Below are 25,303 nucleotides of genomic sequence, written 5' to 3' on the forward strand. Positions count from 1 at the left end.
ACGTTATGCGTACAGAGGGCAGCCCACGTTTTCATCCGCTCAGTATTGAGCCTACCGCCGAGCAGCGCGCTATTCAGGCAGCGCGGTGGCGGGTGTGCTTGGTGCATGCGAATGCGGGTGCTGCCAAAACCACGACGTTGGCGTTGCGGTTAGCGGAAGCATTGGCGTGGGGTGCTGCACCGTCCAGTTTGCTGGCGTTGGTGTTTACTGAGGAAGCGCGCCAAGTGTTGCGACAGCGTCTGCTGGAAATAGGTGTAGCGCCTGCCCGTGCCAGACAGATTCCCGTACAAACCTTTGAGCAGTTTGCTGAGCAAATTTTGCTTAAAGGCGAACAGGTCTCGGTACCTCGTATTGAAGATGCCGCAGCCTTGCGCCCTTATGTGTTGCAAGCATTGGAGCAGGTGAGCAATAGATACGCGCAGCGCTATGAGTATCTGGATATACGTACGCACCATGTGGCGGTCAGTCAGTTTCTAGAATGTCAGCAACGCTTAAAAGCCAGCATGCTACTGGAAAGCGATGATGCCAGTCTGGATGCAGAAGACCGTGCGATACATGCACAAACGACGTTGACGGATTATTTGTGCGCGCACGAGTTTGAAGCCTTACGTAATAGCCGCTATGACGGTGTGATGTTCCGTAGTGCGCAAGATGCGACCTATGACTTGGCTAAGAACCTGCAAGAAGAGGAGTTCTGGCACGACTATCTACCCACATGCAGATTGATTGTTGCCGACGAATTGCACGACATGAATGAGTCGGCGTTTCAGGTGTTGTGCGCATTGTTGGACAAGGGCGATGTGTTCTTTGTGGGTGCTGGCGATAAGGATCAGGTGATTCACCGTGCGGCAGGTGCCGATGAGGCCTTCCTATTGGAACGGTTTAGGGATAGATACCCTGCAACGCGTTCGTTGCCGCTGACGCAAACGTATAGGCATGGCCCGCATTTGGCCTTTGCGGTAGAGCATTTTAAAAACAAAGTGGTGAGTTCAGCATTGCCTGAACACACAGGCGTAGAGCTAAGCCTCTATAACCATCACGAGCCGCAGGCTGCCGCACAAGCAACACTACGGGCGGTGCGAAAGTGGGTGGGGTTGGGGCATGGCCTAAATAGTTGCGCCATCTTATTGCGAGACACGCACCAGTCGGTAGTGCTGGAAAACGCTTTGTTGCAAGCCGGTGTGCCGTATCGTATTCAGGGCTTTACCTCGTATTTGCAACGTCGAGAAATACTGTTTATTCAAGGGCTGTTGGCCTTATCCATTGGTGCATTGGAAACGGTGCCAAACACCACTAGACGCGGCGATATTGTGGCGGCTCTGGCATTTTTTGCTGAATTGAGCATGGATGACCACACGCTAGCACAAGCACAAGCCGAGATCGCTGAATATCCCGAACTATTGCATTCGTTTTTTCATGGCCAGATTGAGCGTACTGCTCCTGAGATGTCGGCACAGCGTATGCGCATGGCCATAGAGTTGCTCACTAACGAAGGTGCTGACGCCAATGCTACTAGCGTATTACACCAGGTGTGCGAGGCTTTAGATTTGCAGATGGTGGCCAGACGGTTGTTTGTGCATGAAGAACAGGCCCGTGTGATACAGAAATCCATACAGGGCTTGATTGCTATTGCTGAACAGCAAAACTGGTCACTAAAGACTCTATACGATTGGTTAGGAACGGCGGGTTCTGCCCCTGAGCGACGTGGTGACCAAGCGGTGGTGTTGGAGTGCGTGGCGCAATCCAAAGGTAAAGAGTACCCGCATGTGCTGTTGCCATGGTTGGAGCAGGGCGAGTTCCCGGCTGAAGGTGCGGTGACGCAGGAAGAAGAAAACCTATTCTATGTGGCCATCACACGAACGCAGCAACAGTTGAGTTTGATTGTGCCGCAAGAGGTGGCCAGTCAAAGTCCGTTTGTTGCCAGACTAGGTTTAACGCAAGTAGATCAACGAGCTAACGAGGCCTTACGTCAGAACCAGCAGCGCCAACAGGCACGACCCTATCAAGCGGTTACTCGCCAAGCAGCGCCTAGCTTTAGAGAGCCACAGCCTACTAAAGATGGCAGGTTGGTCTTGGCGGTGCCCTATGCCGAGAAAGACGAGGCTAAAGCGTTGGGAGCCATGTGGGACCCAGCAGGCAAAGTTTGGTATGTGCCAGCAGGTAAAGATCACCGTCTGTTTGAGCGCTGGTTGCCTAACTAATACTTAGCGATGCTGGTGACGGCGGTCGAACTTTCGTGCCAGCACGATCGCACTGTGAGTGCGCACTACCCCTTCTAATGCACCGATGGTATCTAGCAAGAGGTCTAGCTCTTCGGTGCTACGGGCGCGTAGCCAGATCATCAAATCAAACTCACCACTCACAGTAGCGGCAGATTCCACTTCAGGGATTTGGCTGAGCTGTCGTAGTACCTGATTCCCCAACTTGGGTTTCACAATAATACCGGCATAGGCTTGCAAACCTTGCTCATGGAAGGGAGCGGCCAATTGCACGGTATAGCCGTGGATTACGCCTTGTTTTTCCAGACGCTGAATACGCGACAAAATGGTGGTGCGTGCTACTCCTAAGGTACGCGCCAAACTAGCGACAGACTCGCGCGCATTGATTTGTAAGGCAGCGATCAGTTGCCTATCTAAACTGTCTAATTCGGGGTAACGAAAAGCGTTCATGAGGGTTTGGCCATAATGACGAGTTTTTTCGTCATTATGACGTAATCTAGTCAAAAAGACGATAAAAGTGATCTTGGGCTAACAGAGCAAAATTCGTAGACTATTTCTATTCACATAGGAGGCAGTGTATGAAAATATTGTTGCTGGGTGCCGGCCATATTGGCCAATCTATTGCTCATCATCTTACGCATTCTGGGCACTATCAATTAACGGTAGTGGATCAGCAGGCAGAGGCCTTACAACAGGTCGCCAAGCAAGGGATAGCAACGCAGGTTGTGAATCTGGGTGATGCGCAAGCGTTGGATGCGCTGTTACGCGACACCGATGCGCAGACGGTGATTAATGCTCTGCCTTTTCACATGGCTAAACAGGTATCTGCAGCAGCAGTGAAGCATGGCCGCCACTATTTTGATTTGACCGAAGACGTACAGGCGACGCAGCACATGATGGCCTTGGGCAAGAGTGCTCGTACCGTGTTGATGCCACAGTGCGGCTTGGCACCGGGCTTTGTTGGGGTGGCAGCTCACTCGTTAGCGGCTGAGTTTGACGAGGTGCATCATCTGAAGCTACGTGTGGGGGCATTGCCGCGTAATCCAGACAATAAGCTGATGTACAACCTGACGTGGAGCATTGATGGGCTGATTAACGAATATCGTCACCCCTGCGAGGCATTGCGCGATGGTGAGTCTGTATCGGTAATGCCTATGGAAGGGCTGGAAAATTTACATGCCGATGGCGTGTTGTACGAAGCTTTTAATACTTCAGGTGGGTTGGGTACGTTGTGCAGTACGCTAAAAGGCAAAGCCCAGAATCTGGATTACAAGTCCATACGTTACCCGGGGCATCACAACTATATGCAGTTCTTGCTTGATGACTTGCAACTACGTACACAACCCGATGCGCTGAAAGCGTTGTTGATGAAAGCTATTCCACGTACCTATGACGACATGGTGTTGGTGGTGGTGTCGGCATCTGGGCGTAAGCATGGTGTACTGCAGGAGCAGAAGCTGATGCGTTGTGTGCACTCGGCACAAACCTCGTTTGGCTATGAAAGTGCGATTCAGCAAACCACCACTTCTGGCCTATGTGTGGCGGTGGATTTGTTCCGTCAGGGTAAGTTGCCACAGTCTGGTTTTGTGGGCCAAGAGGCCATTGCACTGAAAGATTTCCTCGCTAACGACTTTGCGCGTCCTTACCAACAGTAAACGACTCACGCCACAGCGAGACCACGTGCCGCGATATAATGCGATGTAGTCGCAGGTCGCGGCATTTTTTATGTAGTGCAAGTATGGTCACGCATTCGGTCAGCATCATTGGAGCAGGCCCCGCCGGTCTGATGGCAGCTGAAACCTTGCTTCAAGCAGGTGTACAGGTCTCGTTATATGACGCTATGCCGTCGGTAGGACGCAAGTTCTTACTGGCAGGTAAGGGCGGGTTGAACCTGACACACAGCGAAGCCGCACCCCTTTTTCTTTCTCGATATGGTGAGTCTGCCACTCAGGTAGCACCGTGGCTGGAACGCTTAGATGCGACAGCCTTACGGCAGTGGGCAGACGTGTTGGGAGCAGAAACCTTTGTAGGGTCGTCTGGCCGTGTGTTCCCCAAGGAAATGAAAGCTGCCCCGTTGCTGCGCGCCTGGTTGCACCGCTTGCGCAGTCAAGGCTTGCAATTGCATACCCGCCATCGCTGCACAGGGTGGAATGATGATGGTCAGTTGTGTTTTGACACCCCTAAAGGTGAGGTGACATTACAGGCGCCAGCTGTGATTTTGGCTCTAGGTGGTGGCAGTTGGTCGCGCTTGGGCAGTGATGCTGCGTGGATGCAGTGGTTAGGTGCTCGGGGTGTGCAGATGACGGCATTAGAGCCGTCTAACGGTGGTGTAGTTGTGCCGTGGAGCAAGCATTTTGCAGAACGTTTTGCCGGGCAGGCGGTGAAAACGGTTGCCATGCAGGTAGCGGGGCAAACAAGCTGGCGACGTGGCGAAATCATGATTACCGAGACTGGCGTTGAGGGCGGCTTGGTGTATGCCTTATCAGCGAATTTACGTGCTTTGTTGCGTAACCAAGGCCATGCCGATTTTGCCTTGGACTTAACGCCAGATCGTGACTTGTCTGCGGTGGAAAAAGCGGTGAGCGCTACGCGTTCAGGTCGTTCGTGGTCTACCTTCTTACAACGTCAGTTGGGGCTCAAAGGCGTGAAGCTGGGCTTGTTGTACGAAGTGCTACCCAGAGACGAGTTTGAGAATCCGCAGCGTTTGGCGCGTACCATCAAAAGTTTGCCGTTGCGAGCAACAGGGCTGCAAGCGATGGACGAAGCCATTAGTACCGCTGGTGGCGTAGCGGCTATCAATCTGGATGACAACTTGATGCTGCGCCATCTACCCAGTGTATTTTGTGCCGGTGAAATGTTGGATTGGGATGCCCCCACAGGTGGTTATTTACTCACAGCCAGTTTTGCCAGTGGCAAGGTGGCAGCAGAAGGTGTAATGCGTTGGCTGGCGTCGCAGCCAGCATAAACAACAACGCAGGAGTAGAAGTTTTATGTCAGCAAAACCCTTAGAAACCGTACAGTACAGACCCGTTACGGGGGTTACGCTGTGGCTGGCGTTAATCGCCTTGGCCGCAGGTGGCTTTGGTATTGGTACGGGTGAATTTGCCATCATGGGTATCTTGCCCGAGGTGGCGCAGTATCACCAGATGACCGAACCACAAGCTGGTAGGTTAATCAGCGCCTATGCGTTAGGGGTGGTAATTGGTGCACCCATATTGTCGGTCTGGGGAGCTAGGCTGCCTCGTCTGTGGTTAGCCATCAGCTTGATGGTGATGTATGCCATCACGAACTTTGCCAGTGCGTTGGCCCCCACGTTTAATTGGTTAATGCTGTTCAGGTTTTTGAGCGGCTTACCGCACGGTGCGTACTTTGGTGTGGCGGCATTGATTGCAGCGTCTATGGTGGAACCCTACCGACGCGGCTATGCCGTGGGGCGGGTGATGATGGGGTTAACGGTCGCGGCGTTGGTGGGGAATCCCATCGCGATTTGGTTAGGACAGTGGGCAGGTTGGCGTTGGCCGTTCGCCTTGGTGGGCGCGATTGCTGTGTTGACCATTTACTTGATCGGTCGTTTTGTACCCCGTGACTTACCTGAAATACACAGCTCTGCACGCCAAGAACTCAGCGCGTTACGTAATCCGCGTGTGTGGATGACCTTAGCTATAGGCGGCATTGGGTGTGGCGGTATGTTTGCGGTGATGAGCTATATTGCCCCCATTGTGACGGAGGGTGCTGGTTTACCCACCCACGTCGTGCCTTTAGCACTGTCGGTGTTTGGGGCAGGCATGATTGTGGCGAATTACATAGGCGGTTGGGCGGCTGATCGTTGGTTATTCCGGGGCGCGGGAGTCATCCTGTTATGGGGGCTGTGCTTATTGCTGATGTTCCCATTGATGATGCGTAATAACGTGACGCTGTTTATCGGTATTTTTACCGTTGGCACCATTGGTGCACTAGGCACGATACTGCAAGTGCGCTTGATGGATGTGGCGGCGAACGCGCAAACCTTGGCTGCATCACTCAACCATTCTGCCTTTAATTTCGCTAATGCGTTGGGTGCATGGTTAGGTGGTGTGGTGATTGATGCGGGCTTTGGCCTGCAATCTACTGCTTGGGCGGGGGCAGCGCTGTCGTTCAGTGGTTTGATTGTATTGTTACTGGCTTGGCGTCAAGAAAAAGCGTGGCAACGCCGGAGGGCTGCTGATGCCGCTGCAGCCTAACGAAAATACCCCTGATAGCCCGTCATTATGGCTATTGTTCTGGATCTTTACGCGCATTGCGTTGACCAGTTTTGGGGGCGGCGTTAGTGGCTGGATGATGCGTGACTTTGTACTAAAACGTGCATGGTTAACGCGTGATGAGTTCTTGAGCGGGGTGGCGCTCTCGCAGGCTTTACCCGGTTTAAATGTGGTGAATCTGGCCATTTGGGTGGGTTATCGCTTGCGGGGCGGAGCAGGTGCTTTCTGGAGCGCACTGGGCATGGTTGTGCCAGCGCTGCTATTAATCTTAGTATTGGCGCAGCTATACAGCACGGTGCAAGCGATTAGCTGGGTACCTGTGTTGATGGCGGGTATTGCCGCTGCTGCTACGGGCCTATCGTTAGAGATGGGCGTGCATGCGGCCAAACGAGTGATGCCAGACAAAGTAGGGTTGCTATTGATGGCGATGGTGTTTGCTGCCATTTATGTGTGGCAGATCAACCTGATTGTGGTGATTGTGATCGCTGCACCGTTGTCAGTGTGGTACGCCTATTACACGCTGGAGGACTAACCATGTGGTTGTTACTGCTGGCATTGCTGCGTGTTTTTATCCCCTTGTCTTTGCTGACCATAGGTGGTGGGCAAAGTATTATTCCCGCCATTCACGAGCAAGTAGTAACCCAGCAGGGTTGGTTAAGCGATCAGCAGTTTTTAGATCTGTTCGCGTTGTCCCGTTTAGCACCCGGGCCCAAAACCTTATTAGTCGCCTTAATTGGGTGGGAAGTCAGTGGGTTTTGGGGCGCTTGGGTGGCTGCCATTGCGATCTTCTTGCCGTCTGCGCTATTGATGTATGCCATTGTGCGAGTGTGGCAACGCCACGCAGGCAAGCGCTGGATACGAGCAATGGAAAAAGGCTTAGTACCCATTGCAGCAGGTATGGTGTTTGCCGCCGCCGGTACGATTTTGGATGCCAGCAGTCATAAAGAATTAGCGTGGGCGGTAGCGTTAGGCAGTACCGCGTTGCTGCTGTCTGGACGAGTGAACCCTTTTGTCTTGCTAGGAGCAGGTGGGCTGGTGTTTGTTGCTGTTGTACCGTTGTTGTGACAGTGCTTACAGCGGACCTTTGAATACAAAAAATGCACCAGCACAAATAAGGGCAAAGCCTACCGCATGATTGATGGTCAGGCTTTCCTTTAGGTACAGCACCGAGAACACGGCAAACACGACTAAGGTAATAACCTCTTGCATGGTTTTAAGCTCAGCGGCGGAATACACCGTATGCCCTAAACGGTTGGCAGGCACGGCTAAACAATACTCTACCAAGGCAATCGCCCAACTAATCAGAATCACCTTCACGATGGGGCTATGTGGGAATTTCAAATGCCCATACCACGCGATGGTCATGAACACGTTAGAACAAACCAGCAGCAATATGGGCAGGAATTTCTGCATCATGGCGTTTAAGAATTAGTAGAAGAAAAGGCAGCATACACGAACTGTATAGGCGATGTGGACTAGCGTTGTTTGCTGATGATTGTATATACTTGGTATTCAAATCATTTTAATATCATCTATTTTATGAGCACGAAATCTAGCGCTAGAGAACGTTTTGGCATGATGTTTGTAGGCGTTTCTCGTCGGTGGCGAGCGGGTGTGGACAGCAGTTTGGCGCAAGCTGGGCTGACGGATGCAACGTGGCGTCCGTTGGTGCACATTGAGCGCAGTGGCGGCGGTATTTCGCAGAAAGACTTAGCGGCCAGATTAGACCTGGATGCGTCCACCTTGGTGCGTTTGATTGATGTGTTGGTAAGCAAGTCACTGGTAGAGCGGCGTGCTGATGAAAGCGATAGACGCAGCAAACTGCTGTATCTAACAGAGCAGGGGAAAACGGCTTTGGCTCCCTTACAAAAACGCTTATTCGTGGCAGAAAGCGAAATGTTGGCAGGCTTAAGTGACGAACAAATAGAGAAGTTCAGCGCCATGCTGGAACACATAGATGCCAATATCCGTACCTTACAAGAAGGCGGGGCAGATAAGGTATGAGTTGGACGCGAGGCTTAAGCAAATGGGGCTTTGATGAGCCACGTATGGCCTTTGCAGGCCGCACGGCATTAGCAGCATGTGCGGCGGTAGTGATAGCGTGGTTATTGGGTTTAGAGCATCCGCAATGGTCTGGCATGACCGTATGGGCGGGTTCCCAACCATGGCGTGGTCAGTTGGCGGAAAAAAGTGTATTCCGATTGCTAGGTACCTTAGTGGGCGGTGTGTTTGGCATGCTGCTGTTACTGCTGACTGATGGCAACCTAGTGTGGCTCACCTTTGGTTTAGCCGTGTGGATAGGGTTGTGCACCTGGGCCGGCAATCGCATACGCGGCTTTATCTCGTATGGGGCGATGCTGTCAGGCTATACCGCTGTCATGGTGACGCTGCTTAAAAGTCATCACTTCACTTCCATCTTTGCTATTGGTATAGACCGCATTTTTACTGTATCGCTAGGGGTGTTAGTCGCTTTGTTGGTGGGCTGGCGTTTTGCTCCTGTTGCCAACGCAGTAAATATTCCTAAACGCTTAAAAGCATTAGTACGGGATACAGAGCAGTTGTTGCGTGCCGAACAGGTAGCAGGACAAGGAACTGTGGAGCTAGAGGCGCAAAAGCAGCATATCTTGCGTCAACTTGCCCTGATGGAAGAAAGCCTAGAAACGCAGGTGGCAGGTTCCTGGAACTTACGTCAACGGGTACGCCGCTGGCGTGGACAAATGGTGGCGCTAGTACAAGCGCTACTTAACAGCGATTTGTCGATGATGAGTAGCCAGAGCTTACCGCGAGAAGTGGCCGCTTATTACGATACCCGCGAGGCGATGCGAGCCTCGTTGAGATCCTTTTTAATGATGGCCTTGGCAGGCGCAGCCTGGCTGTTAAGCGGCATAGAAATGGGCGCATTCATGCTAGTGGGTACCGCTATCATGGTGTCGGTGTTTTCTACAGTCACCCAACCCTTGCCTATTTTGAAGCAAGTGGTGATAGGGCAGGCTCTAGGGGTGTTAGCCGCATGGGTATGTAGGTGGTTAGTGTGGCCGTATATGGGTAGTGAAACGGCACAGATCGTGAGCTTAATGCCCTTTATATTGATGGGCGGTTTGTTTTTTGGTCATCGTATTGGTGCTGGTCCACGTGGTTTTGACTTCAATATGGTGCTCTTGTTACTTGTGCAGCCGGGTTGGCCATTGCTAGGCGATTGGACGCATGCATGGCAGGCTGGTATTGCCGTGGTGTTAGGGCCGGTTATGGCGATGGTCGCGTTCTGGCTGATCTTTCCTGCTAATAGCGCCACACAGATTGCGAATGTGCGTACCAAAGTACGACGTACCTTGTTAACGCAGGCAGCGCAGCCCATGGATGCAGAACGTAAGGCGCAATGGTATGCACAGTTAAGTCTGGGGGTGTTGAAATTGGCGCGCTATCACACGGCAGGTACAGCGACTACCCAAACCGAAAATGCCTTGGCGTGGGGACATGGTGTAAAGGCCATGGGTGTATTGCAGCAGCATTTGACGCTGCTAAAGCAGGAGGCGTCAGCCACAGCAGAACAGCGAAATAGTGTGACAGCAGTTGGGGCGTTGTTGCTCTCTGGTAAAGCTAGCGCTACCGAGTTGGTAGCAGCATTACAGCAGTTGCAAGCCAGTTGGCAGGGCAGCGCAGCACTGGATAACGCTAAGGTGGAACAAGCGTTAGCAGTGTTGGCTGCACCTACTGCGCGTTAGTAATGCAAGGCGCGTTGGTAAGCGTCTAGCACAGCCTCATGCATAGACTCCGACAGCGTGGGGTGAGCAAACACGGTTTGCATCAACTCCGCTTCGGTAGTTTCTAACTGCATCGCAACACCATAGCCTTGGATGAGTTCGGTGACTTCATCGCCCACCATGTGAGCACCCAGTAGTTCACCGCTTTGGTCATCAAAAATGACTTTTACGAAACCGTCGGTGGAGCCCATTGCTAAAGCTTTGCCGTTGGCGGCCAGCGGGAACTTACCTATGCGCAGGGTGCGACCGCTGGCGTTGGCTTGTTCTTCAGTCAGGCCTACATGAGCCACTTGAGGGTGGCTGTAAATGCACGCTGGAATGCGTTCAGCACACAGTGGGTGTGGTTTCAGGCCAGCAATATGCTCCACACAAATAACGGCTTCGTGCGAGGCTTTGTGCGCCAACCACGGTGCACCGGCTACATCACCAATGGCGTAGATATGTGGGTGTCCAGTGGCACTGAAATCTTGCGTAATGATGTGGGTGTTTTCCACTTTTACTGCATAGCTTTCTAAGCCCAGCTTTTCGGTGTTGCCCACAATGCCCGCGGCGACTAACACTACATCGGCTTGCAGGGTTTTGGCACCATCAGCGCCTTCTAACTGTAGTGTCCAGCCTTGGCCTTGTTTCTTGGCTTCTTGAATACGGCAACCCAGATGCAAGTGTATGCCATCACGTTGTAAGGCTTTGGCTACATGCTGGGAGACTTCGACATCCTCAGACGCCAAAATTTTATCGCCCATTTCTACTACGTGTACTTCAGAACCTAGTGCACGGTAGAAACTCGCAAACTCAATGCCGATCACGCCCGCGCCAATAATGGTGAGCGATTTTGGTACGGAAGTAGGCACTAACGCTTCTTTGTAGCTCCACACCGATTGTCCATCAACGGGGAACATAGGCAAGCTACGGGCGCGAGCGCCAGTAGCGAGGATGAGGTCTTTTGTCTGTAACGACTGGCTGCTGCCGTCTGCTTGTTCCACGATGACGTTTAGCCCCGATGCAGCGGGTGCGCCTAATTTGCCGTGGCCGTTAAACACCTGCACGCCATTTTTCTGCATCAAGTGTTTCACGCCGCGTTGCAATTGGGCGGAAATATCACGTGAGCGTTTGACGACGGCGGCCAAATCCACGGTGGGGGCGGCACACTGAATACCAAAGCTGGCAGAGTCACGGATCAGACGCAACACATCGGCAGAGCGAAGCAAGGCTTTGGTGGGGATGCATCCCCAGTTCAAGCAGATGCCGCCCAGATGCTCTTTTTCCACCAACGCGGTGCGCAAGCCCAGTTGTGCTGCGCGGATGGCAGCAACGTAACCACCAGGGCCACCACCAATGATGGTGACGTCAAAAGTTGAGGTAGTCATGGCAGGCCTTAAATCAGAATGGAAAGCGGTGCTTCCAGTGTTTCTTTGAAGCGGGCCAACCAACGCGCAGCCAAGGCACCATCGATAGCACGGTGGTCAACAGATAGCGTCATGCTGAGCATTTGTGCAATCACCATGTCATCACCTTCAGCAATCACGCGGCGCTCTGCAGCACCCACAGCCAGAATGGCGGCTTGTGGTGGGTTGATGATGGCAGCAAAGTTTTGCACACCGTACATGCCCAAGTTGCTGATGGTGAAGCTGCCGCCTTGGTATTCGTGAGGCTGCAACTTACCATCGCGTGCGCGCTCTGCCAATTGACGTACGTTTTGGCTCAAGGCGGACAACGACAGATTGTTGGCGTTACGTACCACAGGGGTAATCAAACCAGAGTCTGTGGACACAGCCACTGAGATATCCACATCGTGATACTGCAGCAAGGCCTCGTCTGTCCAGCTGACGTTCATCTCTGGCATGGCTTGCAAGGTGACGGCTACGGCTTTGACGATCAGGTCATTGACCGAGACTTTCTGGCTAGCGGTTTGGTTAATTTGTGCACGTAGCGCCAACAGGGCATCTACACGGCATTCTGCTTGCAAATAGAAGTGCGGTACGGTGGATTTGCTTTCTGTTAGACGTCTAGCGATAGTACGGCGCATTGCGCTGTGCGGTTGCGCGGTGTAAGCGGCATTGCTGGCGGCAGTCGGAGCAGCAGTTGCTGCGCTAGCTACTGCAGGTGCAGGTTGAGCTTGTGCTTTCAGTACATCATTTTTAATGATGCGACCATGTGGGCCACTGCCGTTGATAGTGGCCAAATTCAGACCAGCTTCCAGCGCCAGTCGGCGAGCCAAGGGGCTAGCAAAGATGCGGCCTGTATGGGCTGCGGCAGCGACGTTGCTCACGGGGGCGACGGGCGCAGCAGCAGGTGTAGCAGAGGTTGTAGTGGTAGCGGTAGGCTCGACTACAGCGGGTGCCGCCGCGGCGGCTTGTGGAATATCAGCCAAGGCCGCTTGCAGTTCAGCATCACCTTCACCAGCGGCCAAGATAACGGCGATGGGCGCGCCCACTTCCGCAGACTGACCCGCAGGCACCAAAATACGTGCCAAGGTGCCCGAGGCTTCGGACGCGACTTCAACAACCGCTTTGTCGGTTTCTACTTCCAAAAGCTCGTCATTCAGGTTGACGGCTTCACCTTCTTTTTTCAACCAGCTCAAGATTTGAGCGGCGTCATTGCCGGCAGCAACGCCGGGCATGGTTATAAGGGTAGCCATGGCTTAATTCCTGTTTTCCAAATCATTACGGTAGGCGTGCAGGTCAGCGTAAGTGACCAATTCCAATACGTTGCCTTCAGGGTCTTTGCAGAAGGCAAGGTAGACGCCATCACGCACTTCGACGCGACGATCGCCTGTTAAGAATTGCGCGCCTGCCTGTTGTAAGCGCTGTATTGCGGCATCAATATCAGCCACGATAAAAGTGAGGTAGAAGCTGCCTGCACGGTCCAACAAAAAGGGCAGGTCGGCTTCTGCATCCACGGGTGCCGCATCAGGTTGTATTAACTTGATGCGTTCACCGTAGGTGGTTTGCAGTCGCACGACGCTGTAGCCATGGGCTGACATGGCAGCGTGCATGGCTTTGTCAGCAGGCACGTGAATGAGACTCTTAGCCGTGTAACCCAGCCCTTCTTCGTAGAAGCGTTGCAGGGCAGGAAGGTCGCGGCAGCAAATACCTACTTCCAGAGGGGAGACCATCGTAGTGCTCATGTGATGCTCCTAGTTCAGGCCTTGGCCGTGTTGTACACGTTGCAAGCCTTCTACCACTTCTTCAGTGCGGGCATGGGCAGCACGTTCCAGTACTTTAGAAATACTAGGTGACGCCTCACCGCCGGTGACACGCTGAATAGGCTGATCCAGCCAGTCGAAGTAACGGCGTTGGATTTCATCGGCCAACCAGCCACCGTAGGATGTGCCTCTAGCACCTTGTTCTACGATCAGCACGTTGTTGGTTTTGCGGATACTTTCACCAATAGTGTCCCAATCCAAGCTAGCTTGATCCAGCCAACGCAAATCGATCACTTCAGCATCAACGCCCGTTTGTTCTACGGCTTCCAAGCTATGCTGAACCATGGACAAGTAGGTCAGGATAGTGAGGGCTTTACCTTCACGGCGTACGGCGGCTTTACCTACTGGCAAGCAGTAATCCAAGTCGTCGGTGGGGGCCAAACCGCTGGATGCGTACAGGTCAATGTGTTCGATGACCAGAACGGGGTCGTTCAGTTTCAGCGCAGTATTCATCAAGCCCACGTAGTCGAAAGGCGTAGATGGGGCCACAATGCGCCAACCTGGGCTAGTCGCAAAAATACCGGCTGGGTCCATAGAGTGCTGCGAACCATAGCCGCTACCCATTGCCACTTTGCTGCGCAGTACCAGTGGCACATTGATGTCGCCACCAAACATGTGACGCACTTTGCCAATCTGGTTGAAGATTTGGTCAGCAGCTACCCACATGAAGTCGGGGTACATGAATTCCACTACAGGTCTGTAGCGGCCATCCATCGCCAGACCACCACCCAAACCAGCGAAAGCGTTTTCGCTAATAGGTGTGCCCAAAACGCGATCAGGGAAACGATCAGACAAACCACGAGTCGCACCGTTGGTGCCGCCTTTCAGACGGTGTACGTCTTCACCCATGATGACCACGCCGGGGTCAGTTTCCATGCGTCGGCCCATCACATCAGCGACCACATCGATGAATTTGCGATTTTCTAGGGATGAGGTGAAGTTGTTTTGCTCTACCGTTGCGACGCCATTCATTTCGCTCAGGTCGCCACGTAACCCTACGTCACGGAAGTGTGGAGCAGGCCACAGTTCAGGACGAATACGACGTTTGCCTGCTTTGCCATCAGGATCAGCCTCTACCAGCGCTTCAGCCGCATTTTTCATGGCTTGCTGGATGCGGCTCTGCAATTGTTCTATGTCTTCGGCAGTGATCAGCCCCAATTCCACCATTTTGGTGTTCATCAGAGTGACTGGATCACGTTCGCGCCATTGCTGTTCTTCTTCTTTGCTGCGGTAACCAAAGGCGCTACCGGCAAAGCCACCGTTCTGGTGGTAGAAGCGGTATAGGTCAGCTTCAATAATGGTTGGGCCGCGGCCTGTGCGCATGTGCGCCAACGCCTGTTCCATCGCCAAGTGAACGGCCAGTGGGTTCATGCCATCTACTTTCCAGCTAGGAATGTTGAAGGCTTGGCCACGCGCAGACAAACGAGGCTCGGCAGTGGCTTCTTCTACTGAGGTAGACACTGCGTAGCGGTTGTTTTCAATGAAGAAGCACAGGGGTAGTTTCCATGCGGCAGCCAAGTTCATGGTTTCTAGCGCAGAACCAATGTTTACCGCACCGTCACCAAAGTAGGTGATGGCTACATCGCTAGTGCCAGCGTGTTTGTGTGCCCATGCTGCACCGGCTGCCAATGGAATACCACCGCCCACAATCGCGTTAGTACCCAGTACGCCAGCTTCGTCCCAACGCAAGTGCATGGAACCGCCACGACCTTGGCAGAAACCTTGTGACAAGCCCAGAATTTCCGCCAAAGTACGTTGCAACAGTGCAGTGGTGTTAGCGCCCAAATCGGCAGTAGGAGACATGCCGTTAGGGTGAATATGCGCCAGTGCTTTACTCAGAAATTGGTGGTGACCACGGTGTGAACCGTTGATTTGATCAGTCGTACGCAGGAACGCTAGCGAGCCTGCTGCGCCGCCTTCCTGACCTACGCTGGAGTGCGCCGGGCCGTGCACCAAGCCTTCCATGGCAAGGCCAACGACGGTTTCTTCAAAAGCACGAATCAGGTGTACATGCGTGAGTAGCGTACCCAGTACCGCTGGGTCTGCGTTTTTCCAATCACTGTCGGTAATTTGGAATTCAACCCAGGGAGCCTGGGACTGCAAAGGGGTAATGTCTGGCATAGTGAAACTCACATGGGAAAATTAGGTTCGGAACTAGCATCCAGCACACGCTGGGAAGTGAATGCGTTACAACGGGTGGCCTGTAGATCGCTCATACGGCCAACCAGTTTTTCAAGAGCTGGGCATCGCCTAGCAAAGCATCTGGTGTGCCACGGAACACCACAGCACCGTGACCCAACACGCAGACGCTGGATGAAATCTTCATCGCGATGGTGAGCTTTTGCTCTACCAAAATAATGGAGACGCCACGTTTGTTAATGTCGGCAAGTGCTTCGCCCACCACTTCTACAATCTTGGGCGCCAGGCCTTCAGTAGGCTCATCCACCAAGATCAGGCGAGGGTTGCCCAACAATGATCTACAAATGGTGAGCATTTGCTGTTCACCGCCGGATAAGTTGCCGGCCAGAGTGTTGCGACGCTCTTTAAGACGAGGGAAGTAGTCGAACATTTGCTCTACATTCCACACCGGTGCGTTGGCACGCTTGGGTTGTATGCCCATTAGCAAGTTTTCGTCTACGGTAAGGTTGGCAAAAATGTCGCGCTCTTCAGGTACATAAGCGATACCTGCACGAGCGATTTGGTAGGCGGGTTTGCCTGCCAGCTCTTGGCCATCCAACACCACGTTGCCAGAGGTGGGCGTCAACATGCCCATGATGGCTTTGAGTGTGGTGGAACGACCTGTACCGTTACGACCTAGCAGGCTCAGCACTTCACCTTGTTGCACTTCAAAGCTCACGCCATGAAGGATGTGGCTTTTGCCGTAGTGGGCGTGCAAGTCTTGCACACGCAATAGAGGGGATTGGGCTGTACTCATGCCTGTACCTCCGTACCCAAATAGGCTTCTTGTACGAGTTTGTTGTTGCGGATTTCTTCGGGTGTGCCAGTGGCAATAATTTGCCCGTACACCAGCACACTGATGCGGTCGCTTAACGAGAACACCACATCCATATCGTGTTCTACGATCATGAGGCTACGACCTTGGCTAAGCTCTTTAATGAGGCCTGTGGTGTAGTCGGTTTCCTCGCGGGACATACCGGCCATGGGCTCATCCAACAGCAGCACGCTAGGGTCAGACGTTAGGGCAATACCGATTTCCAACGAACGTTGTTCGGAATAGCTCAACTCGCCAGCCAGTGTGTCGCGGTGGGCGCTTAGACGCACGTTTTCAAGTAATACATCGACTTCAGCAGTCACTGCTTTAGCACGTGAGGCAGGACGCCAGAAGTTGTAGTCCAACTTGTGACGGCGCATCACACCTAAGCGCAGGTTTTCAAATACGCTGAGGCCAGGAAACACGTTAGTGATCTGAAAAGAGCGCGCTAACCCTAGGCGGTTAATACGTTGTGGATCCATGCCCTGAATAGGGCGGGAATCCAATTGGATGGTGCCGCTACTAGGGCGCAACAACCCTGAGATCAGGTGAAACAGTGTGGACTTGCCTGCACCGTTAGGACCAATAATCGCGTGGCGTTCGCCTTTTTCCAGCGTCAGGTTAACGCCGCGCATGATATGTGACTCACCAAAGGATTTATGCAAATCCTTGATAGTCAGGATAGGGGAATGAGCAGTAGACGTCATGGCTATTGTTCCTCGTTCATGGCTTGCCATTTACGTGTCATGGTCGTAGTAATGATGACGCCAAGGATGACCAGCAATACAGGCCATACCCATGTCATGACGGCATTAGGTACCCACGCTTGTCCAAACAACTGGATAGCAGGCCAATCCATATTGGCTGCGACGTGGTAGTCGGGGCTGAGAATGCGGCCTAGTAGCTCAACGATGATCACAATCCCGGCACCACCAGCTACTACACCCAGTGTCCACACCAGTAGCGCACCGATGAGTACGAGCATGTTGTGACGCAGACTGCTGCGTTGCCACCATTGCAGAATGCTGAACAGACCCGCAGGCAAGAACATCATGACCAACACGAAGATGATGCCTTGGTACAGTAACCATGAGCGAGTCAGGTCAGAGACGGCATAACCGAAGAAGCTCATGACGGCAGCGCCTAGGGCGGGGCCAAAGAAACTAGCAATACCACCGATGTACGAGAACAGTACAGCTTGGGTAGACAGTGTCATGTCGAACAGCACGTAGTTGGCTGCTTCGTTGTGCATGGCCTGCAAACCACCGGCCAGACCTGCAAAGGTGGCAGAGATAGTGAATACCATCACACGCAGACGGTGCACGTTGTAGCCCAAGAAGCGCAGGCGATTGGTGTTTTCGCGCAAGCCGTTACACAAGCGACCTAAGGGGGTGCGAGTGAAGTAGAACAGCAGAGCGATAGCAATCAGCGCCCAGACCAGAGTTAGGTAATACACCTCGGTAGAGGTACCGAAGTCAAAGCCCCATGCAGGCATACGCATAGCGGATACACCACCTTCACCACCAAACACCCCTTTAAGGTGTGGAGCCAGAGCGTGCAACAGTTCAGCCAGCGCTAAGGTGATCATAGAGAAGTACACACCGCTGCGCTGGGTAGAGAACCAACCCGCCACAATGCCTAGCAAACAGCCGGCCAATGCGCCCAGTAATGGCAGCAAAGGAGTAGGCAGCAAGCCCATACCGTCCACTGCATTCATGGCGTGAATGGTGGCAAAAGTACCGATGGCGAAGTAGGCAGCGTGACCAAATGACAGCATGCCGCCTTGGCCTGCCAGCACATTAAAGGCCGTCGCAAACAACACAGCGATCAGCATCTGAATGGCAGCATTTAACAGGGCAGGAGTGAGGTAAGAAGGTGCTAGCGCAAGCGCGACGATCAGCACGACAAACAGAAAAACGCGTTTCACCGTATTACTCCCTATTTCCCATCAGGCCCGACGGACGGATCAATAACACCAGTAGCATGAGCAAGAAGGGAATCGTGGCTGCCATGGAAGAAACTTTCAGTGTGAGTAGACCACCGGTAGCGCGAGCCCATTCACCCAGACCAACCAGATTGAACAGGTCGGCAAGGCTCCAATCTATGCCCACGGCAAAAGACGACACCAAACCGATGATGAGGGAAGACAGCATGGCGCCGCCCAGGGAACCCAGCCCCCCTACAACCACCACCACAAACACCAGTACGCCTAGTTCCAGCGCCATGTTTGGGTTAGTGGTGTAGAACGCACCGGCCACGGCACCAGCCAGGCCAGCCAAACCAGCACCCACAGCGAATACGCCCATGAATACCATAGGTACGTTGTGGCCCAGAGCCTCACCCATGCGAGGTTTGTAGATGGCGGAACGCACCACAATCCCAACGCGGGTGCGGGTCAACAGCAGATAGATCAGAGCAAACATCAGCAAGGATGTTGCACCGATTAACAGGCGGTAGAAGGGGTAGTTCGTACCGAAAATGCTGAACGCTGAGAAGTTCAACGCTTCGGGTACGCGGTAATCCACAGGGTAGTTACCGTAAAACAGTTTGATGATTTCGGTGATGATGAATGACACACCGAAAGTCAGCAGCAACTGGTGACCATGTCCGTATTGGTGCACGCGGCGCAGCATGTAGCGCTCCACAAATGCACCGATCAGCCCAACCAAAATGGGGGCGATTACGATTGCAGGCCAGTAGCCTATGTACTTCTGCAAGGTGTAGGCCAAATAGGCGCCAACCATGTAGAAAGAGGTATGGGCGAAGTTCAGAACGCCCATCATGCCGAAAATAAGGGTCAGGCCGGCGGAGACCATGAACAATAGCAATCCGTAGATGCTACCGTTCAGCAGGGACACAACAAAAAACTCCATGCGTATGCCTTTTTTGCCTAGGTTGTATGTATAGACTCTGCCAAGCGCAATAGGTAGAGCTATCAGGGGCTAGAGACTATAGAGGTGAAGACGCCAGCCATTACTGCGTGGCTGGCGTATAGGAACAGCGATTAGGAAGGACGCTTCATGGAGCAGGTTTGCTCTACGGGGTTAACTGCTTCTGCACCCGTAAAGAGTTTGACCACGCTAAAGCCCATGTCGGTGCCGTCTACTTTGTATTCAGCATCACGTGACACTTGGGATACCACGATAGGCAGCATGACTTGGTGATCGTCAGCGCGAATAGCGATCTCACCCAGTGGGCCCGTCAGTGTGACGTTTTCCAAATTCAGTGCCAACTGAGTGGCATCCATTTTGCCGTCGGCATTGGGTGATGTGTTGCGCAGTGCTTCGCCCAACATTTGGATGCCAAATACGGTTTGTGGCTCTACGTAAGTAGGGTAGTGACCAGTGACTGCTTTGTAGTCCTCGGCAAAAGCTTTAGTGGCGTCATTGGCTTCCACGTTGAACGCGTGGGAAATGTAGTGACCCAGAGCCAAATCCCCGGCGTTGGCGATGTTGCCGGGCTGATCCAAGAACACGGTACCAAAGCGGATTTTCAAGCCAGCGTCGCGTGTGGCTTTCATCAGCAACAGCAAGTCGTTAGACCAGTTACCAGTAATCACAGTCTCAGCGCCGCTGTTTTTGATGCGGTTAGCGTACGGTGCGAAGTCTTGAATACGGTTTACATCGTGCAGCGTTTTTTCTACCACGGTGTAGTTGTTAGCGGCCGCTTGTTGCTCGGTCGCGTATTCCATGTCGCCACCCCATGAGTAGTTCTGGTTCATGGCATAGACTTTGGAGCCCAGAACGCCGTCTTCTTGCATGGCGTTAACCAGTGTTTTCACACGAATAGGGGCGTTGGTCGTGAAGCGGAAATGATAGAAGTGACACTTGTCTGCTGTCAGCTCTAGTGCTTCGCCGCCCATGTTCAGGTACAGCACTTCTTTGCCACGATTACGGATGTTGTGTTTGCGGATGTCTTCGGTGATTTGACCAGAAACCGCGGAGGAAGAGCCTTGGATGATGATGTCAGCGCCATCAGCAATTGCGGCTTTCACTTTGTCCGACGCACCAGCAGGACCGCCTTGGTTGTCGTATTCCATGATCTCGATGGCTTCACCGTTCCAGCCACCAGCTTGGTTGATTTTGTCCAACTCGTATTTCACAGCGGTACGGTACAGCAGACCGGTAGACGCTTGAGGGCCAGACAGTGTTTCCACTAAAGCAATTTTGAGTGGTGCGGCTTGTGCAGTAGCCAAGCTACTCAACCCAGTAACGGCTAGCGTTAGTGTCAGGTGTTTCAGTTTCATCGTTTGCTCTCCATTCTCCGAAAAGAATTCGCATGTGGCGCGGCCTTCGTGTGGGAAAGATATTGGTTTAGGAATATCCGTCACAAAGGATAATTTTTATGTAACTTGTCTGATAAGTTTGATATGCTTGTCAGACGATTGAAAAATACTATATCAGCAACAAAAAGAGTGTCAACGAGCATTGATCAAGAAACGCAGTAATCGCGATTAGTTCGTTTTAAATCAATAGGTTGCTCTTATAGGTATAAACCCGAATACGAGGAGGATCTATGCTGGGGCTAGAGAAAAAAACGGTGTTAATTACTGGTGCGGCCGGTGGAATTGGGCGTGCTTTAGCCTTGCGTCTGGCACAAGCTGGCGCGCAAATTGCGCTGTGTGATCGCGATGCCGATGCACTGGAAAAACTGGAACAAGAGATACGCGAACAAGGTGGTATGGCGGCGCGTTATGCAGCAGATGTGAGTTCGCAGCAGTCATGCCAAGCGTTGGCAAAAGCTGTGGCGGCGCAATTTGGCTGCATTGATTCCTTGGTGCATTCAGCGGGTATTTATCCCGAATCTAAAGTCGCCGAGATGAGTGCAGAGCAATGGCGTCAATTGATGCAGATTAATCTGGATGGCACCTTCTATATGTGTCAGGCCGTGATGCCGTACTTGTCAGAGCGCAGCAATATTGTGAACTTGTCGTCTATGGCGGGTCATCGTGGCAGTTATGCACACGCGCATTACTCCGCCTCTAAAGGCGCGGTGACCAGCTTTAGTAAAAGCTTGGCCTTAGAGTTGGCACCACGCACACGTGTGAATTGCGTCGCCCCCGGTATTATCGAAACCGCAATGACGCGTGATTTACTGCAAGAAAAAGGCCAAGCCTTATTAGCTTCTACGCCCTTGAAACGCTTTGGTACAGCGCAAGAAGTGGCCGATGTAATTCTATTTTTGTGTTCTGATTTGGCGTCGTTTGTGACGGGTGAAACCATCCATGTGAACGGTGGGTTGTACATGGTGTAACGCTGGGCCGCCAGTCTCGTTATACTGGCGGAGTTTCATACATTACCTACACAGATCAGGATTGTTTGACCACTATGGCAGGGCATAAACAAAGCATTGCATACTCCACGCCCATCGTGACGTGGATACGGCAGGAAATAGAAGCTGGCCATTTTGTTGCCGATCAAAAATTGCCCAGTGAAGCGCAGTTGCAAGAGCGCTTCGGGGTAAGCCGTTCCGTCGTGCGTGAGGCATTGTCACAGTTAAAGTCGGAAGGCTTAGTGCATTCACAGCAAGGTAAGGGTGTATTTGTGAATGCACGCGGTGAACGTCGTATGTTCAGTTTGGACATGTCAGGCGCTACTCTGGGTGACCTGACTAGTCTTGAGCATGTCATAGAACTATTGGTGGCGATTGAGGTGGCAGCTGCTAAGCATGCGGCAGAGCGACATACTGCCGCTGACCTAAAAAAGATACGCAAAGCCTTAATAGGCATGGAATATGCCATTGCGTGTGATCAGTTGGGCGACGAGGAAGACTACGCGTTTCACCAAGCAATTGTGGATGCTACGCATAATCCGCACTTCATCACGCTCAATGAGTATTTAGAGCAGCATGTGCGACGATTAATACGCCAAGCGCGTAGTCATACAGCGCAATACCATCAAGATTTGATTGAAGATGTGCAGGCTGAGCATCAGGCCATTATTCAGGCCATAGAGCAGCGCGACCCAGAAGCTGCCGCTGCCGCTGCAGAGCGTCATCTACGCAATGCAGCAGAGCGGTTACGTACGTACATCAAAGCCTAAGGCTTTCTGTTCTCTTACATAATGGGCGCAAGCGAAGCGGCAGGCACCCAGCCGCTTTGCTGACTGTGCAGACTTTTGCACCACATCCACCCATTCAGCTCTTTGATTACGGTGATAATTTCGCCGATTTTGACGTTCAACTCTTGGGCTGTGTAGTCTTCTAGTGCTATGCCTTGAGACGGAGACTCTTCGTTTCTGTCGATAATTTGACTAGGTACCCAACCACCACTGTGTGTGGGCAGTGTGCAGAAAAACCAGTTATCCCATCCTTCGGGGCCAGCGTATTTCGCCCCTACCGTCAGTGTTGTGCCTTTAGTAAAAGAGATGGGGTCTGGGAATTCGCTGTGATGACTTGCAACTACACGGTGTACTCGTGGAACCTCTGGTGTGTTGTTAGCGTTGTAACGCTGTACCAAAAAACCTTCTTCTTCGGTAGGTGCTACGAAATAGCTGCTGATGGCATCAAACTCTGCTTCTGAGGTTTGGTACGGGTGTGTGCCAGAGGCATTACGTTGGTGTAGCCGTGCTTTGCAAACGTCGTCTGGCAGGTCCAAAAAGTGCAGTAGGTGTGGAGTAGAAGTGGTGTCACACAACGATTTCATCCATGCACGGCTAGCCAGCGTGTTGGCAGGGAAGTCCAGGACCACGGAAATACCTGCAGCAAGTAGCTGTTGAATGTGCGGGGTGATTGCAGTGCGCAACAGCCCTGCGCAGCGAGCATAGTCAGTAATGGTTTTGATGCTGTCGGGGTAAAGCGTCGAAAGCCATTGGTCTTCATTCAGCAAAATGGTGTGGGGAGCAGCAGCCAGTTGTGCGGCAAGCGTAGACTTGCCAGAGCCGATTTTTCCGCAAATGAAATGCAGCATCGCGCGGGAGGGGGCGGATGTTGTGTTAGCAGAAGTCATAGTGCTGTTCCTTGATGAAAAACCAATCCCTGTAGGGATAAAAAAACCCGCCTAGTTGGGCGGGTTTTGTGCAATAGTGGTGCCCACCCGCTAACCCGCCGTTTTGGGGCGAATAGTCTGGATGTAAATGAAGGAGCGGGTAGTCAGTGTCATGAAATTTAGTATAAGCAGCTTCTGAGGGTTGTGCAAAGTGGTTTGCACGCTGGTACATGAGTTCACGTACTTAGACGTTTACTGCTGGAATTGTTGTAGGCACCAGTTCCAAACGGCTTCTACTGCTTTAGGGCGTGCTGATGAACGTTTACGCAGTAAGTAGTACGAAGCAGGCAGGGTGATGTGGTGTTCGCTTAAGGGGATTAATCGGCCTGTTTTTAAATCGTCAGCGACAAAAGCTTTGCTGGTGAGGGCTACGCCTTGGCCGCCTAATGCAGCGTCGATGGCTAAAGCCGTTTGGTTGAAGACGGTGCCTGGTAGACGGCCGTTCCTGTTCAGAAAGGTAGGCCAGCGATCGTGTGCGTCATGCAATAAGGGCAAGCTCGCTAATTGTTCGGCAGATAACGGTGGTGGTTGCGGCAGTGCTAACTGCGGGCTAGCAACAGCAATTAGCTCTTGATGAAATAACAGCTCAGCCTCTAGTGCGGCGGGAATAGCTCGTGGCGTTAAGCGTATGGCAATGTCCACTTGGTCTCTATCAAAATCCGAGAGGGCATCGGTGGCAATGGTTTGCAGCTCTACCTGCGGTAAAGCTGTATAGAGATGCGCCAAGCGGGGGATCAATAGTTTGGCCGCAATGGTAGGAGTCACGCTGATGGTGACTCTGTCTGGGCGATGAGTGAGCCTTTCTGTAGCCTGCGCGAGCGTGTCAAACGCATGGCTAATGTCGCTTAAATAATTGGCTCCTGCCGAGGTTAAGGCTAAGCCTCGTGGCAAGCGTTGAAACAGACTTGCGCCTACATGAGCTTCTAAGGCACGCACTTGTTGCGCGACGGCGCCTTGTGTCACGCCCAACTCATCAGCGGCCGCTCTAAAGTTTAGGCGTCGGCCTGCAACTTCAAACGCACGTAGCGCATTTAGTGGGGGGAGTTTGCGTCGGTTGGTAGACATATAAGGCAGTAGTTTTTCTACAGGATAGTGCGTGTATTTATCGTTAGAAAATTAGTCGCTACCGATTGATAATAAACCCATAAACTGTTTTTAGGAGTAGATCATGTCTGTAGAAAAAGTAGCACTGATTACTGCCGGTGGTTCAGGTATGGGCGCAGCCACTGCTAGACGTTTAGCCAGTGATGGGTATGCCGTAGCGATTTTGTCTTCCTCAGGAAAAGGTGAGGCGCTAGCCAAGGAACTGGGCGGAATTGGGGTAACGGGTTCTAACCAGTCGCAGGATGATTTACACCGTTTGGTAGAGTTAGCCATGCAGCGTTGGGGGCGTATTGATGCGTTGGTAAACTCAGCAGGCCATGGCCCGCGTGCACCCATTTTGGATCTGAGTGACGAAGATTGGCACAAAGGCATGGACGTCTATTTTCTGAATGCTGTGCGTGCCACGCGTTTAGTGGTGCCTATCATGCAAAAGCAGGGTAAAGGGGCGATTGTGAATATTTCTACTGCCTGGGCTTTTGAGCCTTCAGACATGTTCCCTACTTCTGCGGTGATGCGCGCAGGTTTAGCCAGCTTTACCAAGATCTTTACCGATACCTATGCGGCGCAGAATATACGTATGAATAACGTGTTGCCAGGGTGGATAGACAGCTTGCCTGCTACCGATGCCAGACGTGACAGCGTACCCATGCAGCGCTATGGCAAAGCAGAAGAAATCGCGGGCACCATTTCATTCTTGTTATCGGATGATGCGGGCTACATCACGGGTCAAAATATTAGGGTAGACGGCGGGATCACCCGATCTATTTGAGTGATGACAGCATGAACAAACAAGGCACCA

At 52.5% G+C, this 25,303-nt stretch carries 24 protein-coding genes; 11 read left to right on the forward strand and 13 right to left on the reverse strand.

Annotation, left to right across the window (positions count from 1 at the left end; genetic code table 11):
- Positions 1 to 5: 5 nt before the first annotated feature.
- On the forward strand, positions 6 to 2,201 hold the full coding sequence (locus tag ACLO87_RS00805) for a DUF5710 domain-containing protein (protein WP_430222510.1): 2,196 nt from the start codon (positions 6 to 8) through the stop codon (positions 2,199 to 2,201).
- 3 nt (positions 2,202 to 2,204) lie between these two features.
- On the opposite strand, the gene ACLO87_RS00810 is transcribed toward ACLO87_RS00805, so the two are convergent.
- A complete protein-coding gene (locus ACLO87_RS00810) occupies positions 2,205 to 2,669 on the reverse strand; it encodes an Lrp/AsnC family transcriptional regulator (protein ID WP_135865833.1) in 465 nt (154 codons plus the stop codon).
- A gap of 128 nt (positions 2,670 to 2,797) precedes the next feature.
- On the opposite strand from ACLO87_RS00810, the gene ACLO87_RS00815 reads away from it, so the two are divergent.
- From ACLO87_RS00815 to ACLO87_RS00835, 5 genes are all read left to right on the forward strand, one after another.
- Positions 2,798 to 3,874, forward strand: coding sequence for a saccharopine dehydrogenase family protein (locus ACLO87_RS00815; RefSeq protein WP_135863318.1), 1,077 nt, complete (start codon positions 2,798 to 2,800; stop codon positions 3,872 to 3,874).
- A gap of 83 nt (positions 3,875 to 3,957) precedes the next feature.
- Entirely contained in the window at positions 3,958 to 5,184 is a 1,227-nt protein-coding gene (locus ACLO87_RS00820; protein WP_430222511.1) for a TIGR03862 family flavoprotein, read from the forward strand.
- A gap of 25 nt (positions 5,185 to 5,209) precedes the next feature.
- The gene (locus tag ACLO87_RS00825) at positions 5,210 to 6,439 is read left to right on the forward strand and encodes an MFS transporter (RefSeq protein ID WP_430222512.1); all 1,230 of its coding nucleotides are present in this window, start codon (positions 5,210 to 5,212) and stop codon (positions 6,437 to 6,439) included.
- A complete protein-coding gene (locus ACLO87_RS00830) occupies positions 6,423 to 6,989 on the forward strand; it encodes a chromate transporter (RefSeq protein ID WP_430222513.1) in 567 nt (188 codons plus the stop codon). The genes ACLO87_RS00825 and ACLO87_RS00830 overlap by 17 nt, the downstream gene beginning before the upstream one ends.
- A 2-nt stretch (positions 6,990 to 6,991) precedes the next feature.
- Positions 6,992 to 7,522: a chromate transporter gene (locus ACLO87_RS00835; RefSeq protein WP_135863310.1), complete on the forward strand. Its 531-nt coding sequence runs from the start codon at positions 6,992 to 6,994 to the stop codon at positions 7,520 to 7,522.
- A gap of 6 nt (positions 7,523 to 7,528) precedes the next feature.
- Here the strand turns inward: ACLO87_RS00835 and ACLO87_RS00840 are convergent, their stop codons facing one another.
- A complete protein-coding gene (locus tag ACLO87_RS00840) occupies positions 7,529 to 7,873 on the reverse strand; it encodes a DMT family protein (RefSeq protein WP_430222514.1) in 345 nt (114 codons plus the stop codon).
- Between the two features lie 123 nt (positions 7,874 to 7,996).
- Here ACLO87_RS00840 and ACLO87_RS00845 point away from each other — a divergent pair, with 123 nt between their 5' ends.
- Complete coding sequence (locus ACLO87_RS00845) at positions 7,997 to 8,461, forward strand: MarR family winged helix-turn-helix transcriptional regulator (protein ID WP_430222515.1); 465 nt, start codon at positions 7,997 to 7,999, stop codon at positions 8,459 to 8,461.
- Positions 8,458 to 10,179 carry an FUSC family protein gene (locus ACLO87_RS00850; RefSeq protein ID WP_430222516.1) on the forward strand — a complete coding sequence of 574 codons (1,722 nt, stop codon included), beginning with the start codon at positions 8,458 to 8,460 and terminating at the stop codon, positions 10,177 to 10,179. The genes ACLO87_RS00845 and ACLO87_RS00850 overlap by 4 nt, the downstream gene beginning before the upstream one ends.
- On the opposite strand, the gene lpdA is transcribed toward ACLO87_RS00850, so the two are convergent.
- From lpdA to ACLO87_RS00895, 9 genes are all read right to left on the reverse strand, one after another.
- Complete coding sequence (gene lpdA / locus ACLO87_RS00855) at positions 10,176 to 11,585, reverse strand: dihydrolipoyl dehydrogenase (RefSeq protein ID WP_430222517.1); 1,410 nt, start codon at positions 11,583 to 11,585, stop codon at positions 10,176 to 10,178. The genes ACLO87_RS00850 and lpdA overlap by 4 nt on opposite strands.
- 8 nt (positions 11,586 to 11,593) lie before the next feature.
- Positions 11,594 to 12,856: a pyruvate dehydrogenase complex dihydrolipoamide acetyltransferase gene (locus ACLO87_RS00860; RefSeq protein WP_430222518.1), complete on the reverse strand. Its 1,263-nt coding sequence runs from the start codon at positions 12,854 to 12,856 to the stop codon at positions 11,594 to 11,596.
- 3 nt (positions 12,857 to 12,859) lie between these two features.
- On the reverse strand, positions 12,860 to 13,345 hold the full coding sequence (locus ACLO87_RS00865; protein WP_430222519.1) for a VOC family protein: 486 nt from the start codon (positions 13,343 to 13,345) through the stop codon (positions 12,860 to 12,862).
- A gap of 9 nt (positions 13,346 to 13,354) precedes the next feature.
- Complete coding sequence (locus ACLO87_RS00870) at positions 13,355 to 15,544, reverse strand: alpha-ketoacid dehydrogenase subunit alpha/beta (RefSeq protein ID WP_430222520.1); 2,190 nt, start codon at positions 15,542 to 15,544, stop codon at positions 13,355 to 13,357.
- A gap of 91 nt (positions 15,545 to 15,635) precedes the next feature.
- On the reverse strand, positions 15,636 to 16,358 hold the full coding sequence (locus tag ACLO87_RS00875) for an ABC transporter ATP-binding protein (protein ID WP_135863298.1): 723 nt from the start codon (positions 16,356 to 16,358) through the stop codon (positions 15,636 to 15,638).
- Positions 16,355 to 17,122: an ABC transporter ATP-binding protein gene (locus ACLO87_RS00880; protein ID WP_135863296.1), complete on the reverse strand. Its 768-nt coding sequence runs from the start codon at positions 17,120 to 17,122 to the stop codon at positions 16,355 to 16,357. The genes ACLO87_RS00875 and ACLO87_RS00880 overlap by 4 nt, the downstream gene beginning before the upstream one ends.
- Positions 17,123 to 17,124: 2 nt before the next feature.
- Positions 17,125 to 18,342, reverse strand: a complete 1,218-nt coding sequence (locus tag ACLO87_RS00885) for a branched-chain amino acid ABC transporter permease (protein WP_430222521.1) — start codon at positions 18,340 to 18,342, stop codon at positions 17,125 to 17,127.
- A 4-nt stretch (positions 18,343 to 18,346) separates the two neighbouring features.
- A complete protein-coding gene (locus ACLO87_RS00890; protein WP_135863293.1) occupies positions 18,347 to 19,288 on the reverse strand; it encodes a branched-chain amino acid ABC transporter permease in 942 nt (313 codons plus the stop codon).
- A gap of 131 nt (positions 19,289 to 19,419) precedes the next feature.
- Positions 19,420 to 20,661 carry a branched-chain amino acid ABC transporter substrate-binding protein gene (locus ACLO87_RS00895; protein WP_430222522.1) on the reverse strand — a complete coding sequence of 414 codons (1,242 nt, stop codon included), beginning with the start codon at positions 20,659 to 20,661 and terminating at the stop codon, positions 19,420 to 19,422.
- Between the two features lie 269 nt (positions 20,662 to 20,930).
- Here ACLO87_RS00895 and ACLO87_RS00900 point away from each other — a divergent pair, with 269 nt between their 5' ends.
- Both ACLO87_RS00900 and ACLO87_RS00905 read left to right on the forward strand, forming a co-directional pair.
- Positions 20,931 to 21,668 carry an SDR family NAD(P)-dependent oxidoreductase gene (locus ACLO87_RS00900; protein ID WP_430222523.1) on the forward strand — a complete coding sequence of 246 codons (738 nt, stop codon included), beginning with the start codon at positions 20,931 to 20,933 and terminating at the stop codon, positions 21,666 to 21,668.
- Positions 21,669 to 21,742: 74 nt separating this feature from the next.
- The gene (locus ACLO87_RS00905; protein ID WP_135863289.1) at positions 21,743 to 22,456 is read left to right on the forward strand and encodes a FadR/GntR family transcriptional regulator; all 714 of its coding nucleotides are present in this window, start codon (positions 21,743 to 21,745) and stop codon (positions 22,454 to 22,456) included.
- Between the two features lie 14 nt (positions 22,457 to 22,470).
- Here ACLO87_RS00905 and ACLO87_RS00910 read toward each other — a convergent pair whose 3' ends face one another.
- Positions 22,471 to 23,361: an AAA family ATPase gene (locus ACLO87_RS00910; protein WP_135866969.1), complete on the reverse strand. Its 891-nt coding sequence runs from the start codon at positions 23,359 to 23,361 to the stop codon at positions 22,471 to 22,473.
- A gap of 231 nt (positions 23,362 to 23,592) precedes the next feature.
- Entirely contained in the window at positions 23,593 to 24,465 is an 873-nt protein-coding gene (locus ACLO87_RS00915; protein ID WP_430222524.1) for a LysR substrate-binding domain-containing protein, read from the reverse strand.
- 103 nt (positions 24,466 to 24,568) lie between these two features.
- On the opposite strand from ACLO87_RS00915, the gene ACLO87_RS00920 reads away from it, so the two are divergent.
- Complete coding sequence (locus ACLO87_RS00920; protein WP_430222525.1) at positions 24,569 to 25,273, forward strand: SDR family oxidoreductase; 705 nt, start codon at positions 24,569 to 24,571, stop codon at positions 25,271 to 25,273.
- Positions 25,274 to 25,303 lie beyond the last annotated feature (30 nt).

The sequence above is a fragment of the Paenalcaligenes sp. Me52 genome, assembly GCF_050487965.1.
Classification (GTDB): domain Bacteria; phylum Pseudomonadota; class Gammaproteobacteria; order Burkholderiales; family Burkholderiaceae_B; genus Paenalcaligenes.